General features: G+C 58.9%; 13 protein-coding genes. 6 read left to right on the forward strand and 7 right to left on the reverse strand.

What is annotated here, in order from left to right:
• Window positions 1-27: 27 nt before the first annotated feature.
• A complete protein-coding gene (gene fghA / locus MARHY_RS00960; RefSeq protein ID WP_014420174.1) occupies window positions 28-873 on the forward strand; it encodes an S-formylglutathione hydrolase in 846 nt (281 codons plus the stop codon).
• Window position 874: 1 nt separating this feature from the next.
• Here fghA and MARHY_RS00965 read toward each other — a convergent pair whose 3' ends face one another.
• Window positions 875-2002 (reverse strand): HD-GYP domain-containing protein, encoded by a 1128-nt coding sequence (locus MARHY_RS00965; protein ID WP_014420175.1) that lies wholly within the window; start codon window positions 2000-2002, stop codon window positions 875-877.
• Window positions 2003-2251: 249 nt separating this feature from the next.
• Between MARHY_RS00965 and MARHY_RS00970 the strand changes: the two genes are divergently transcribed.
• Window positions 2252-3271 carry a GGDEF domain-containing protein gene (locus MARHY_RS00970; protein WP_014420176.1) on the forward strand — a complete coding sequence of 340 codons (1020 nt, stop codon included), beginning with the start codon at window positions 2252-2254 and terminating at the stop codon, window positions 3269-3271.
• Here the strand turns inward: MARHY_RS00970 and MARHY_RS00975 are convergent.
• A complete protein-coding gene (locus MARHY_RS00975; protein ID WP_014420177.1) occupies window positions 3232-4671 on the reverse strand; it encodes an MATE family efflux transporter in 1440 nt (479 codons plus the stop codon). The genes MARHY_RS00970 and MARHY_RS00975 overlap by 40 nt on opposite strands.
• 168 nt (window positions 4672-4839) lie before the next feature.
• On the opposite strand from MARHY_RS00975, the gene MARHY_RS00980 reads away from it, so the two are divergent.
• From MARHY_RS00980 to MARHY_RS00990, 3 genes are all read left to right on the forward strand, one after another.
• Complete coding sequence (locus tag MARHY_RS00980) at window positions 4840-5712, forward strand: carboxylate/amino acid/amine transporter (protein WP_041654451.1); 873 nt, start codon at window positions 4840-4842, stop codon at window positions 5710-5712.
• 147 nt (window positions 5713-5859) lie between these two features.
• On the forward strand, window positions 5860-7434 hold the full coding sequence (locus MARHY_RS00985; protein ID WP_014420179.1) for a methyl-accepting chemotaxis protein: 1575 nt from the start codon (window positions 5860-5862) through the stop codon (window positions 7432-7434).
• 171 nt (window positions 7435-7605) lie between these two features.
• Window positions 7606-9000: a sodium-dependent transporter gene (locus MARHY_RS00990; protein WP_011783817.1), complete on the forward strand. Its 1395-nt coding sequence runs from the start codon at window positions 7606-7608 to the stop codon at window positions 8998-9000.
• 75 nt (window positions 9001-9075) lie between these two features.
• On the opposite strand, the gene MARHY_RS00995 is transcribed toward MARHY_RS00990, so the two are convergent.
• The 4 genes from MARHY_RS00995 to MARHY_RS01010 all read right to left on the reverse strand — a co-directional run bounded on the left by MARHY_RS00995 (window position 9076) and on the right by MARHY_RS01010 (window position 13205).
• Entirely contained in the window at window positions 9076-9699 is a 624-nt protein-coding gene (locus MARHY_RS00995) for a hypothetical protein (RefSeq protein WP_014420180.1), read from the reverse strand.
• Window positions 9700-9782: 83 nt separating this feature from the next.
• Entirely contained in the window at window positions 9783-10361 is a 579-nt protein-coding gene (locus MARHY_RS01000; RefSeq protein ID WP_011783819.1) for a QsdR family transcriptional regulator, read from the reverse strand.
• A gap of 251 nt (window positions 10362-10612) precedes the next feature.
• Window positions 10613-11335: a 3'-5' exonuclease gene (locus MARHY_RS01005; protein WP_014420181.1), complete on the reverse strand. Its 723-nt coding sequence runs from the start codon at window positions 11333-11335 to the stop codon at window positions 10613-10615.
• Window positions 11328-13205, reverse strand: a complete 1878-nt coding sequence (locus MARHY_RS01010) for a putative nucleotidyltransferase substrate binding domain-containing protein (protein ID WP_011783821.1) — start codon at window positions 13203-13205, stop codon at window positions 11328-11330. Before MARHY_RS01010 ends, MARHY_RS01005 begins: the two co-directional genes overlap by 8 nt.
• Before the next feature lie 140 nt (window positions 13206-13345).
• Between MARHY_RS01010 and cobU the strand changes: the two genes are divergently transcribed.
• Complete coding sequence (gene cobU, locus MARHY_RS01015) at window positions 13346-13876, forward strand: bifunctional adenosylcobinamide kinase/adenosylcobinamide-phosphate guanylyltransferase (protein WP_014420182.1); 531 nt, start codon at window positions 13346-13348, stop codon at window positions 13874-13876.
• Here cobU and MARHY_RS01020 read toward each other — a convergent pair.
• Window positions 13860-14459 (reverse strand): histidine phosphatase family protein, encoded by a 600-nt coding sequence (locus MARHY_RS01020; protein ID WP_014420183.1) that lies wholly within the window; start codon window positions 14457-14459, stop codon window positions 13860-13862. The two genes, cobU and MARHY_RS01020, sit on opposite strands and share 17 nt — an antisense overlap.
• Between the last annotated feature and the right edge of the window lie 2 nt (window positions 14460-14461).

A 14461-nucleotide genomic window follows, 5' to 3' on the forward strand; every position in this document is an offset into this window, starting at 1 on the left:
ACCACATCTTTAACTCCGGGGGGATCTATGGACCTGTTATCCACCAACGTCTGTTTCGACGGAGAACACCGCCGCTATCGCCATACCTCCGCTACCCTGGAGTGCGACATGGAATTTGCGGTGTTTCTTCCTCCTGCGGCGCTGGGTGCTCAGGCTAAAGAGGTGCCGGTGCTGTACTGGTTGTCGGGCCTCACCTGCACCGATCAGAATTTCATGCAGAAAGCCGGCGCCCAGAAACTCGCTGCAAAGCTGGGCCTAGCCATTGTCTGCCCGGATACCAGCCCCCGAGGCGTGAATCTGCCCGGCGAGGATGACAGCTATGATTTTGGCTCCGGAGCCGGTTTCTATGTGAACGCGACCCAGCAGCCCTGGGCGCCGCATTACCGGATGTATGACTATGTGGTCAAGGAGCTGCCGCAGCTGGTGGAAAACGAGTTGCCGCTGAACGGCGAACGTTCGGTCAGTGGCCATTCGATGGGCGGGCACGGGGCTCTGATTGCGGCTTTGAAGAACCCGGGGTATTACAAGTCGGTATCGGCCTTTGCTCCAATTGCCAACCCCATGGCCTGCCCCTGGGGCCAGAAGGCGTTTAGCGGATACCTGGGTGACGATCAGTCGGCGTGGGAAGCCTGGGATGCCACTGTGTTGATTCCGACGGCAAAGGAACGGCTGCCGCTACTGGTCGACCAGGGTACGGCCGATGAGTTTCTGGACAGCCAGCTGAATCCGGATGCCCTGGCCGATGTGTGTGAGAAATTCCATCATCACCTGAATCTGCGTATGCATCGGGGCTATGACCACAGCTACTTCTTTATCGCCTCGTTCATTGACGATCACCTGAACCATCATGCCCGGGCACTTGGGCTGATCTGATTCAGGAGCGGAAGCCCCAGAGCATGCTGAAATCCATGGATGGCATGATCTCGGGCTCTTCCGGCGCTCGAATGTTGTATTCCAGCAGGCTTGTATCGCGCTCAAAGGTGCCACTGTAGCGGTTACCTCGGGGTCCGAATATCGCCTGTACAAAAGGACCGCGTGCCCGCACTGCCCGACGGGTAATAACGCCCACCTCGTTATTTACCAGCCGTACCAGCATGCCTGGAGGATGATCCCCCAATACCTGCAGTAATGAACGCGGAATCGCCGGCCGGAACTTGCCGTCCGCCAGGGTGGCGATGAGTTTGCGGGCCTCAGTGATATTCATCCGGTTACGGTAAGCGCGCTTGGTGATCATCGCCACATAGCGCTCGGCCAGGGCCAGGATTTCTGCTTCCGGAAGGATATCGCTACCGCTGAGCCCTTCAGGATACCCCGAGCCATCGGCCTGTTCGTGGTGTTGGGCAATGATACGCAGCAGCAGCTTGTTATTGATGCCGGCCGACGTCAGTGCCTGAATGCTTCGGGCTGGATGCTTGCGAATGACCGCCCGCTGATCATCGGTCAACACCGTATTGGAGGCGTTGAGTTGGTCTGCCACAGGCACCAGCGCGAGGTTGGCGGTCAGCGCGGCGGCGGTGAGCACGGTGGCCCGCTTTTCCTCCAGCCCGAACTGGCGTGCGATAAAATGGCACAGGATGCCGTAGAACAGGATCTGTTCATGGATGGTGGGGCTGATCGAATACAGGTGCACCAATGCCAGGCTGGCGTCGGGTGCCTCCTGGCAGGTTTTATCCAGCATTCGGCACAGACCCAGCAGGCGTTTCTGGGCGGTGGGATCTTCCGAGGTAATGGCGTTGAGTGTGACTTCCAGCGTGGTCAGCAAGTCTCCGTATTCTGCAAACGGATTCCGCTGGCGCAGGTCTTCAAAGGTTTCCTCTTTCGGTCGCTCGATCTTCCGGGGCTTGAAGCGCCCTCTTTCAAACAGCTGCTCGAGCTGGCTGTTGGTCTGAATCACATAGCCCTGACGCAGAAGAATATTGCCTTCTGAGTCGAAAACATCCCAGGGCAGTGGCTTGCCTAGGGTGAGTGCCCCGGGGGCTATTCTTATCAGTGAGTTAGACACAATGTTCCTGAATCTGCAGCCGGTGCGCGATAGTATGACTGGCCAATAGGTTTGAAGCTAATGATCGTTGCCTGGTCGATTATAAAGTGGATTACATTGGAATATTAGAGAAAAGCAAAGCGTGATGTGGGTCACATTGTGTCGCCTTTGGTGGTAGATTTGTTAAGAATCGTTGCCCTGGAACGACCGTTTGAAAAGCTTGGGCTATTCTAGAATCCTAAATCAGACTTTTGTCGGACTCTGAGCTGCATGTTTCACCGCCTGAAAAACGATTTTCGGTTATCCATCATTACCTTGCTGGGCATCAGCGGGCTGGTGGGCATTACGCCGTTTGCGGTGCTGCGGTTCATGCAGGGTAATCTGCTGGCTGGCGTGGTGGATAGTACGATCCTGGGCGGCATTGCGACGAGTATGGCTTATGCCTGGTTAACGGGAGATACCCGCAGGACGGGCCTGGTCATGGCAATTATTTCATCCTACGGTGCTGTGGTAGTGGGCAGCATCGTGGGTGATCCGGGGCTATTCTGGTTGTACCCCTGCCTGGTCACTTCTTTCTTCCTGGTTGGTCCGAGAATCGCCGTGGGTATCAACCTGTCCGCTATCCTGGCGATGATGGTGGTGGGGCTGGCATTCAGTAGCCAGGAGCAGATGTGGTCGTTTTCTTCGACCGCCGTTGTGGTCAGTGCCTGCGCCTATGTCTTTGCTCATCGCAACCACAGCCAGCGCCGGCGCCTGGAGCAACTGGCCACCATTGACCCGCTGACCGGCGTAAAGAACCGCCGTTCCATGGATGAAGAGCTGGATGTGGCCGCTGCCAATGCCGAGCGTTCCGGCTTGCCCTACGCTCTGGTGTTGCTGGACCTTGATCATTTCAAGAGGATCAACGACGAATATGGCCACGGCGTGGGCGACGAAGTGCTCACCGAGCTGGTGGCCTTGCTGGAGAGCAATACCCGCCGTTCCGATCAGCTGTTCCGATATGGCGGTGAGGAGTTTGTATTGCTGCTACCAGGCGTTGATGGCGTAAATCTGCGTGCGGTGATGAACAATCTTCAGCAGGTGCTCCGAAAATACATGAAACACCCCGGCGGGCCGGTAACCGCGTCATTCGGCGTAGCCCTGCTGGGCCATGGCGAAAGTGTGGAAAGCTGGCTGGCCCGGGCCGATAACGCGCTGTACACCGCCAAGGAAACCGGGCGTGACCGGATTGTTTATGCCGAGGATATTGGTCAGCCCATGCCAGAGCCGGTTCCCACGGTTGCAGGCTGAGTGTCTTCATCAACGGGCGTGGAAGGCTGGTAATGAAACAGGCGCCAGCCGAGTAACAGGCTGGCGGAGGTCAGCCCGGCCGTCAGTCCTACCCAGAAACCCGCAGCGCCCAGCGCCGGCCATACCCAGTCGGTAAATGTCAGCACATATCCCAGCGGCAGGCCCACTCCCCAGAATGAAAACAGCATGATGAACATGGGAATGCGCGTGTCCTTGTAGCCGCGCAGGGCGCTGATACAGGTTACCTGGATAACATCGGCAATCTGGAACATGGCGGCGAAGGTGAGCAGCCGAATGGTGACCGCCTGAACCTCGGCATCGCCCGAATACAGGCTGGCAATCGCGCCGGAGAACACGAACAGCAGGGTGGCAAACAGCAGGGCGATGGCCGAGGCCAGAATCAGCGAGCTGCGTGAAATCAGCCTTGCGGAGTCCCGGGCGTTGGCTCCTGTCAGAAAGCTTACCCTCAGAGTCAGTGCCATACCCAGGCTGAGAGGAAGCATGAACAGCAGCGAGGTTACGTTCAGGGCGATCTGATGGCCGGCTACCACCACTGGGCCAAGCGGTGCCAGGAACAAGGCGATCACGGCAAACATGCTTGCTTCGACGAAGATGGTGAAGCCGATGGGGACGCCAATGCGCAGGATGTACCGAATGCCAGCCCAGTCCGGTTTTACCCAATCGGCAACCAGATGGAACTGACGGAAGGTCTCGCTGCGGTTCAGATAGATCAGCATGGCGATGGCGGCGACACCGTTGGAGATGGATGTGGCCCAGCCACAGCCGACACCGCCCATGGCGGGCAGCCCGAGTTTGCCGTAAATGAAGATGTAGTTCAGGGGCAGGTTGATCAGCGTGCTAAGCACGGAAAATGCCATGATCACCCGGGTATGTCCCAGGCCGTCGGTCAGACCCCGAAGAGCGTTGATCAGCAGCAGCGCGGGAATGCCCCAGGCGAATGCGTCCAGATAACCCTGGGTGATGCCGGCGGTGTGCGGGTCGAGTCTCAGCAGGGCCAGGACGGGATGGACATTGGTCAGCAACAGCGCCATCACTACGGTGCCGCCCGCCGCAATGTAGATGCCCTGCCAGGTTGCGGGCATGATCTTATGGGTTGTCCGAGCGCCGTTGTAGCCGGAAATGATCGGTTGCAAGGCGCCGAGCATGCCCATGAAAAACAGGAAAAGCGGCATCCACAGGCTGCTGCCGATACCCACGGCCGCGAGGTCTTCGGCACTGGCGTGGCCAGCCATCACGGTATCGATCACACCATTGGCCATCTGTGCCACCTGGGCAATCAGAATCGGGCCGCCCAGAATGGCCAGTGTTTTCCATTCGGCGAGCGTGCGCTGAATCAGCGGCTGGCGGGCTTCGGGTAGTGGCTGATGGGTTTCGTCCATGGCGCTCTGGTCTTTCCGGAATTGTAGCGTGGCACTGGTACAGGACCGGCCATGGTACCTCAGCCTGCGGACTCGTGCTTATAGGGGTTTCCCCGTCTGCCGCCGCTGCAAAACCCACCGTAAAGCAGTAAAGTAGGCGCCCGGCATACAACAGGGGTGGTGCAATCGATGGTCTTACTGGTTCTGGTAACCGTACTCTGGGCCTTTTCGTTCAGTCTGATCGGCGAGTTCCTGGCTGGCCGTGTAGACAGCGACTTCGCGGTGTTGAGCCGGGTCTTGCTGGCAGCCCTGGTGTTCCTGCCGTTTACCCGCTGGCGGGGTGTTCCCTCCGGTATGAAGCTGGGCATCCTGGTGACTGGTATGCTGCAGTTCGGCATCACCTATCTGTGCCTGTATCGCTCGTTCAGTTACCTGACGGTACCGGAAGTTCTGCTGTTCACCATTTTTACGCCTCTGTACGTGACTCTGGTGGATGATGCCCTGGCCCGCCGGTTTTCACCGGTGGCGTTGCTGGCTGCGGCCATTGCCACACTCGGTGCCGGCATCATCCGGTACGATGGCCTCAGTGAGGATTTCATCACCGGGTTCCTGCTGCTGCAGGTGGCCAACTTTACCTTCGCTGCCGGCCAGGTTGGCTACAAGCACGTGATGCAACGTTACCCTCTGGCGCTGCCTGGGTATCGCACTTTCGGTTACTTCTTCATGGGCGCACTGGTTATCGCGCTACCCTCGTTCCTGATTTTTGGTAACCCGGACAAGTTGCCGTCAACACCGTTGCAGTGGGGCATTCTTGGCTGGCTGGGCCTGGCGGCGTCCGGTCTGGGGCTGTACCTGTGGAATCGCGGTGCCTGCAAGGTCGATGCAGGCACCCTGGCGGTGATGAACAATGCCCTGGTACCGGCTGGCTTGCTGGTCAATCTGCTGATCTGGAATCGTGATGCAGATCTGCTGCGCCTGGCCGTTGGTGGTGTGGTGATCGGATTCTCTCTGTGGGTGAATGCTCGCTATCATCCCAGGGCAAAGCTGGTTGCATCCTCCTGAGTTCCCTGAATTTTTTCTAAAGCGCCGTGGCCTGTTGTCGTTACACGAATAGGACACGGCGTAACCCATTCGCTATTTCATTGATATATATCTATAACTAAGCTGTCGCCGTTAAATTTTATCGGGCCAACGGACGAACAGTTCCCCATGCGCAAGAACCTGCCTGTCACTCAGCGCGAGATCCACATCCCTGAAGGAATGCGGTTGATCAGTACGACCACTCTCAAGGGGGTGATTACTTACTGTGATGATGACTTCGTCACCATCAGCGGTTACAGCCGGGACGAACTGATCGGTCAGGCCCATAACCTTATCCGGCACCCGGATATGCCCCCGGCGGTTTTTGCTGACATGTGGGAATACCTGAAAGCCGGCAAGGCCTGGATGGGGGTTGTGAAGAACCGGGCCAAGTCTGGTGACCATTACTGGGTGAGCGCTTACGCCACGCCAATCTGGGAGAATGGCCAGATGGTGGGCTATGAATCCGTGCGGGTCGCCGCTACCCGGGAGCAGATTGCCCGTGCTGAACGGCTGTATAAGGAGATCTCCGAGGGTGGGTTGAGTTCCGGTTGGCGCAACCGGATTCTGACCATGGTCCGTTCAGGCTGGCCCTTTATGGTGTCCCTGGGCTTGAGTCTGGGCGCCCTCGCGTTCGAGTCTCCGGCTTTGGCCGTGCTTCTGGTAGTGGTTGGTCACGTTCTGGGTTTTGGTCTGGTGTTTACCTCGCTTTCCAACCGGCTCAAGAGCTTGCTGGAACTGCGTCCGGATGCCTTCCAGGACCCTATCGTTGCCCGAACCTACAGCGATGAGCGCGGACTGATGTCCCGGCTGGCACTGATGCTGGTGAGTGAGGAGGCGAGAATCCGAACCGCATTGGCCCGCATAGATGATCAGGCCGAACAATTGCTTGAGCAGGTTCACGCTTCCCATGGTTACATTACCGAGGGCGCAGCAGCCATTGCGCGGCAGCGCGCTGAAACGGACCAGACCGCTTCGGCCATCAACCAAATGACCGTCTCCATCCAGGAGGTGGTCGAATCTGTTAATCACAATGCCCGGGAAGCGGAACAGGCCAATCGCCAGGCCCATGAGGGTAGCGAGCGCAGTGGTGAGGCATTGGGCGCCATCCAGCAACTGGTGAATCAGGTTCAGGGCATTGGCGACTCGGTGGGCCGGCTGGGCGAATCCACCCGTAGCATTGGCGAGGCGGCAGATCTGATCAGTGAAATCGCTGATCAGACGAATCTTCTGGCCCTCAACGCCGCCATTGAGGCAGCTCGGGCTGGAGAGCAGGGCCGGGGCTTTGCGGTGGTCGCTGATGAAGTTCGCTCACTGGCGCAGCGGACCCGGCAGTCGACGGTACGCATCCACGAGGTGGTTGAAGATTTCCGTGCCCAGGTGGATCAAACTGTAAACGCGGTGCGCGCAGGGGAACAGATTGCCGGTGATGGCCTCAACCGGGTGCAGGGCGCTGCCGATGCACTTAATGCCATCGTCAGTTCCGTGGATCGCATTTCCGAAAGTTTTATCACCATGTCGGCGGCGTTCGAAGAGCAGAGTCAGGTCTCTGATGAGATCAATCGCCAGGTGGTGAATATTGCCAGCCTGGCTGACCAGAGCGATGAACAGGCGGATGCGGCAAAACAGAGCAGCGATACTTTGAGCCAGATGGCCGGTGGTCTGAAAGACCTGATTGCCCGATTTGTCAGTAAAACCCGATGATTAGCATTCCCGGGCGGCGTCGGGGACGATGAATTGTCCCGGCGCTCGCCCCTCGGCACTGGCATCATGCCGCCAGTGCTGGCAGAATCCCGCCCCAATAGCCCGCACGCCGTGTGCCGGGCGATCTGACAATTCGTATTTTCCTCAGCCAAAAGCACAGGAAGCAAACACATGACTCAGTCCAACTCCGCAGCAGACAGCGGGAACGGGGCTCGCGGACTCTGGTCTTCCAAGTTCGCGTTTATTCTGGCAGCCACCGGTTCCGCGGTTGGTCTCGGTAATATCTGGAAGTTCCCCTATGTCACCGGCGAGAACGGCGGTGGTGCCTTCGTTCTGGTGTACCTGCTCTGTATTGCCATCATCGGTATTCCCATCATGATGGCGGAAGTGTTTATCGGCCGGAATGGTCGTCATAACCCCATTACCAGTTTTCGGCTGGTGGCGGAGCGCAACCTGGCGTCGCCGGCCTGGCGCGTCTCAGCCATTGTCGGCATGCTGGCTGCGTTTATCATTCTGTCCTTCTACTCGGTCATTGGTGGCTGGGCGGCCTCCTATATTGGCCACGCGGCTATGGGCGATTTCACTGGTGGTACTGCAGAATCTGTGGGCGAGCTGTTCGGGGGCCTGCTGGGCAGCCCGATTCAGCTGCTGGCCTGGCACACGGTGTTCATGGCGCTGGTGGTGCTGGTGGTTTCCCGGGGCTTGAAAGGCGGCCTGGAGCGCGCAGTCACCATCCTGATGCCGGCGCTGTTTCTGCTGCTGTTGCTGGTGGTTGGTTATGCGACGACGACCGGCCATTTCGGCGAGGCAGTCAGTTTCCTGTTCACCCCGAATTTTGAGGCACTGACGGTGAAAGGCGTACTGGTTGCCCTGGGGCACGCCTTCTTCACCCTGAGCCTGGGTATGGCCATCATGATGGCTTACGGTTCCTACCTGGGCCGTGATGTCTCCATCGGCCGCACCGCCGTCAGTGTGGCGATCATGGATACTGTGGTGGCACTGCTGGCGGGCCTGGCCATTTTCCCGGTGGTGTTTGCCAACGGCCTGGAAGCCGGTGCCGGCCCCGGTCTGATCTTCCAGACCCTGCCGCTGGCGTTCGGTAACATGCCCATGGGCAGCCTGTTCGGCACCCTGTTCTTCGTTCTGTTGCTGTTTGCTGCCTGGACCTCTGGCATTTCCCTGCTGGAGCCGGTGGTTGAGTGGGTTGAAGAGAAAACCAGCCTGGCCCGCACCGGCAGCGCTATTCTGGTGGGCGTGCTGTGCTGGGCGCTGGGCATTGTTTCCATTCTGTCCCTGAACGTCTGGTCTGATGTGACGCCGCTGGGCATGTTTGCCGCCTTTGAAGGCAAGACGGTGTTCGACCTGCTGGACTACTTCACCGCCAACATCATGCTGCCACTGTCTGGCCTGCTGACCGCCATTTTTGTGGGCTGGTTTGTGGCCAAGGAATCGCTGAAGAGCGACCTGGCCCTGCAGGGTGGCGCGTTCAGCCTGTGGTACAACCTGATCCGGTTTGTGACGCCGATTGCCGTGGCGATCGTGTTTGTTTACAACCTGACGGCCTGATCGCTCGCTGCTCAGGCAGCAAAAAGAAACCCCGGTGCTGGCGACAGTACCGGGGTTTTGTTTTTGGGGAGCGTGTTATTCGTAGTCGCTCTCGTCCTGCTCCATCACAGCCTTGAGGCGTTCTACGTGGTGGCGGACAGCACGTTTGTCGGCATCGCTCACTTGCTTCGCCGCACTGGATGCGCTTTTGACGGTCACCATCATCTGTTCCATCATTTCGCGCATCTGGGCTTTGGCGGCTTCGGGCATGTCGGGATTGTTTTCCATCTCGGCAATGGCGCGCTCCATCTCCGCGATATCCGGTGCCATGTCGGGCTGGGCTTCCATTTCAATGGCAAACCAGGCGCTGACGATGCGGTCGCCTTTGCGGGCCCAGGCTTCCGGGCTGGAGAAGCCGAAGTCATCGACCAGGTCGTCCAGGTCGTCATACATTTCGTGGCCTTTCACTTCGTCCACCATCGAGGACATCATCCGGGCGAAATCCACTTCCCGCTCATCGTCGGCTGTATCTTCGATGGACTCGATGAAGTCCTGATGCTTGTCGATCAGGGGCTGCATGGCTTCCATGCTGGCGATGAAGGAAGTGACATCGTCTTCGGTGAGGTTTTCGCTGTGGGCTAACGGTGCCAGGGCCAGGCTGAGTAGCAGCAGGCCGGCTTGCAGCACGTTGAGGCGCGGTTGGGTGTTACGGTGGTTCATGGTGCACTCCTTGCTGATGATTTCCTGTGGATGTCAGCAAAGAGTAATCCCAGGCTGGCCAGGTTTCCAGCGGTATCAGGAGCTCAGACCTTTCCGCCCAGCAATATGCGCACGGCAGTGCAGGCATCCTCAAGCTCTTCATCGCGGGGTTCGCGGCCGCCAATGATGTCGCTGTACAGGCAGGATTCGGCGATTCGTACCATGAAGTAGGACAAGCTCTGGATGTTCATGGGTGGGCTCAGATGGCCTGCGCGCACTTCGTCTTTGAGCAGGCGGGTGTTCACTTCCACGGTGCGGGCGTGCAGCGTGGAGTGGGAGGAAGTGAGCATTTTCAGGGCGTATTCCGGGTCCTGATGCAGGAACTTTCGCAGCGGCGCGAAGTGCAGGATGGTCATGTTGATGTGGCGGAACACGCCCACCACGTAGTCGACGCCATGGCCGGGGGTAACGGCGCGGGCTTCTTTGTACAGGGGCTCGTACAGGGACCACAGGATTTCACCAATCAGCAGGTCGCGGTTACCAACCCAGCGGAACAGGGTGGCGCGGCCGATGTGGAGGTCGTCGGCGAGGGCGGCCAGGCTGATTTTTTCCCCTTTTAGCCACATTCTTCTGGCGCGGCGGAAGGCGTCCAGGGGGGTGGTTTTGGCGGTTGGTGTGGTCACTTCGGTCCCTTTGGCTGGTTTGGGGACATTCTATCGGTTGCTGGGGCTTGGGGCTATGGCTGGCAGTCCACGAGTCTGGTTTATAGCCCGCATGGTGAGGTGCATGAGCAGCCGGGGTGTCCCCTCCAAAAATTTCGGAGGCCATGGATGGCCGGAGAGAAGCGCACATGGATGTGCTCGTAGCGGTTTTTGGAGGGGACACCCCGGCTGCTCATACCAAACCTGGAGTTGTTATCAGAGCGCTTGTTGAATCACACCCACAGATCGCCAATGGGCGTATCGGGGCTGAAGTGGTGAAGTATCTGGGCCTGCAGTAGCTCTGCAGTGGCAATGGCGTCGATCAGGGCGTTATGGGAGGCATAGTGGGGCAGGCCGTAGCGGAGCCGGCTGTCGGCCAGGCGGATGGAGATCGGCTTTTTGCCCATCAGTTGCTGCCAGCGGCTGGGGTTGCGGTTTGGGTGCAGGTGCGCTTCGATGGCCATGGTGTCGATGACCGGGAAGCGGAGTTGTTCGTTCAGGCGCCATTGCAGGGCGGTGTTCAGGAACGGGCGTTCGATGTTGCGGTAGTGCACCACGGGGATTCGGCCGTTGAGGTGTTCGAACAGCGGGTCGAGTACGTCTTCCAGGTCCGGGGCGTTTTCGATTTCGCTGTGGGTAATGCCGTGGATGGTCACAGAGGTTTTGTGCAGGGGCAGTCTGGGGCGAACCACCTGGTGCCAGCATTGGCCGAGCTGGATGCCTGTCAGGGTAAAGGGCACCAGGCCGATGCTGACGATGGAATGCTGGTCGGCTTCCAGGCCAGTGGTTTCGAAGTCCAGGGCCACTAAGGGGACATCCCGGACAGGCGTGTCCGGACTGGGGCAGCCGGCTTCGTAGAAGGCGCGGATTCTGGCGTCTTTCGCCTGTTCGGCGCCTTTGCGGTAGTTCTCTGGCCAATTCTGCTTGCTGTTGCCGCTTTTGATCACGCTAGACATTCCGGGTGGCTCCCCCGGCGTTGTAGCGGAAGCGCAGGAATTTCTGGGCGTTACTGACGATCTGGAAGGCGTCTTTCAGGTGGCTGCGTTCAAACGGCGACAGGTCCTCCGGGCGCACGTTGTTGTCCGGGTCGCGGCCCTCTTCGATGGCCAGGGCCTGATGGCGGATGCGGACGATGGAGATGAATTCCAGGGCATCCCGCAGGTTGCCGGCGTCGTCGTCCAGCATGAGTTTGGTTTTGGCGATGTCGCGCAGGCGTTCGAAGGAGTTCTGGGAGCGGGAACCGCAGGCCAGGGCGTGCACCCGGATGAGGTCAGAAACCGGTGCGGTGCCGCGGCGTTTGAGGTTGAAGGTTTTCTGGTGCTTGCCGTCTTCTTCCAGGACGAAGGTGCGGAAGAAGCCCAGGGGCGGCGTGCGGTTCAGGGCATTGCGGGCCAGGAAGGTAAGGAAGCGCTGGCTGTTGCTGGCCTTGTTCACGATCAGGGTTTTCAGCTGTTCAGCATAGTCGGTTTCGCCGTAGATGCCGTCCAGGTCGAAGAAGATGTTGCTGTTGAGCAGGGCTTCGGCTTTGGGGTTGTCGATCCAGTCGGTGAAGTAATCCTTCCACACGCTTAGCGGTTGTCGCCATTTCGGATTGGTGGCCATGATGTCACCGGTGCAGTAGGTGTAGCCGCATTCAGCCAGGCCGTCGGAGACAAATTTGGCCAGGGCCAGGAAGTATTCGTCGTGCTCTTCCGGAATGAAGCTGTCGTCCAGCACCATGGCGTTGTCCTGGTCGGTAACCACCAGCTGTTCATCCCGGGCCATGGAGCCGAGAGCCATAAAGCAATACGGGATGGGTGGCGGGCCGAGTTTTTCCTCGCCCAGCTCCAGCAGGCGCTGACTGAAGCTTCGGCCGATGCCAGCCATGGCGCTGCCGATCATGTGGGAATTGGCGTCTTCATTCACCATGCGCACGAAGCTGTCGCGCACTTCGCGGCTGATTTTCTTCAGGCCTTTGACGTCGTTCTGGTGGTAGATGTTGCTCACCAGGTACAAGCTGCTCTGGCTCTCGTATTTGACGATGTCGGACAGCGCGATTACGCCACGCACTTCATGGTCTTCCATCACTGGCAGATGGTGCACGTTATTGTGCAGCATGGTAAGCATGGCTTCGAAGATGTAGCTGCGGGCGCTGATGGTAATCAGCCCTTCGGACATGATCTCGCTGATGGGGGTTTCTGATGGCAGTGCGTTGGTGACCGCCCGGGTGCGCAGATCCCGGTCGGTGATGATGCCCTTGAGCCGGGGCGAATCCCCACTTTCGTCCATCAGCAGCAGTGCCGACACGCCGTTGTCGGTCATGATCCGGGCGGCTTCCTGAAGGCGCACGGTGGTCGGGGCGGAGACTGGCTCGCGGGCAATTAGCCGGGTGACCTTGGCGGACATCAGTTCGTTGGATTTGTGCCGGCGCGAGACCGCCGAACGCAGACGGCTGTGGTCTTCAATCTCGACAAAATCCGCGAAGTTCTCGTCGTTTTCCCACAGATGCTGGAAGGTCTCGTAGGGGATTTTGTAGATCAGGCAGTCTTCGATGGCTTTGGCCGGAAAGCGCACTTTCTGATTGCGCAGCAGGCCAAACTGGCCAAAGATTTCGCCCTCACCGATGCGGTTGTAAAGCTCGCCCGAACGCCGGAAGATTTCCACCGCACCGCTGCGGATGTAGTGCAACCAGTAGTTCTGCTGGCCCAGCTCAAGGATCTGGGTGCCGGCCCGGTAATAGGCCACTTCGATGCCAGTGACGATGCGGTCGAGCAGTTCTTCGGGCATTTCGTCGAAGGGAGCGTGTTGGGCGATGTGGTTGCGGATGTCGAGCAGCTCGGCCTGCATGGGCTCTCCAGGGTTAATCGGTCTTGTTCTGAAGCCGGCGATTGCGGTGCCGCCGTTTCCGGAGTCTGGCCAAACTATAGCAGTTGTCTGTCCGGTTGGTGTACCTTGGCACCGGAATGGGGCGGGCTGGAGAAAGGTTTATGGTCAACAAGTTACTGGTAACCGGCGGGATTCGCTCCGGTAAGACCGGGCTGGCTGAGCAGAGGGCCAAAGCGACCGGTGACGACGTGGTTTATGTGGCGACCGCGACGGCAGGCGATGATGAAATGGCACTGCGTATCCAGCGTCACCAGGAACTGCGGCCGGACCACTGGCAGCTTGCTGAAGAGCCGCTGCGCCTGGGTCAGGTATTATCAGAGTATGCCAGCGGCCCGGGAGAACCGCCGTTGCTGTTGGTGGACTGTATGAGCCTGTGGCTGAGCAATCTGCTGTTTGCCGACGGCGCCTTGTTCCAGCCCGAACGGGCGGCCTTTCTTGAGGCGGTTGAGGTCTATCCTGGCTCCCTGGTCATTGTGACCAACGAAGTGGGGCTCGGGACCATCGGCATGGATCCGCTGACCCGTCGCTTTGCGGATGAGCTGGGCTGGCTCAATCAGGCCCTGGCCCAGCGTTGTGATGAGGTGGTGATGGCCGTGGCGGGTTTGCCACTTACCCTCAAGGCTGGTGGCTGATCAGGCTGCGAAACACACCGAATTCGGAATGGTCCACCTGTATCCGGCTGCGGCAGGCGTAAGGCACGGCAAAGCCGGTGAATGATCTCTCCAGCGGAATGCCCAATACATTGGCCAGCACCATGCGGATCACGCCTCCGTGGCAGACCACCAAGACCCGTTTGCCGGCAAGTGTTTGCTGCCATCGATCAAAACCGTCAATAGTGCGCTGGTAGAAATCCGTCACAGCCTCACCGCCGGGGGGGAGGAAGTTGATGGGGTCCTGCCAGAAGTGGTTAAGATGATCCCCATAGCGCTCCTGGATCTGCTCAGCGGTCAACCCTTCCCACTCACCAAAGCCGATCTCCCGGAGATCTTCTTCGATATGCAGTGGAATTCTGTGTTCATCGGCCAGTTGCTGGGCAAAACGCTGGCATCGTTGCATGGGTGAACTGACGATGGCGTCCCACCGATCACCCTCGGCGATGGCAGCTATCATCTGTTGCCACCCGGTGTCGCTCAAGGGGTCGTCTTTACTGCCCCGGAACATCTGGCCGCCTTCCGGTTCGCCGTGGCGTATCAGGTCGATTACTGTGGTGGTCATAG

This window comes from Marinobacter nauticus ATCC 49840, assembly GCF_000284615.1.
GTDB lineage: Bacteria > Pseudomonadota > Gammaproteobacteria > Pseudomonadales > Oleiphilaceae > Marinobacter > Marinobacter nauticus.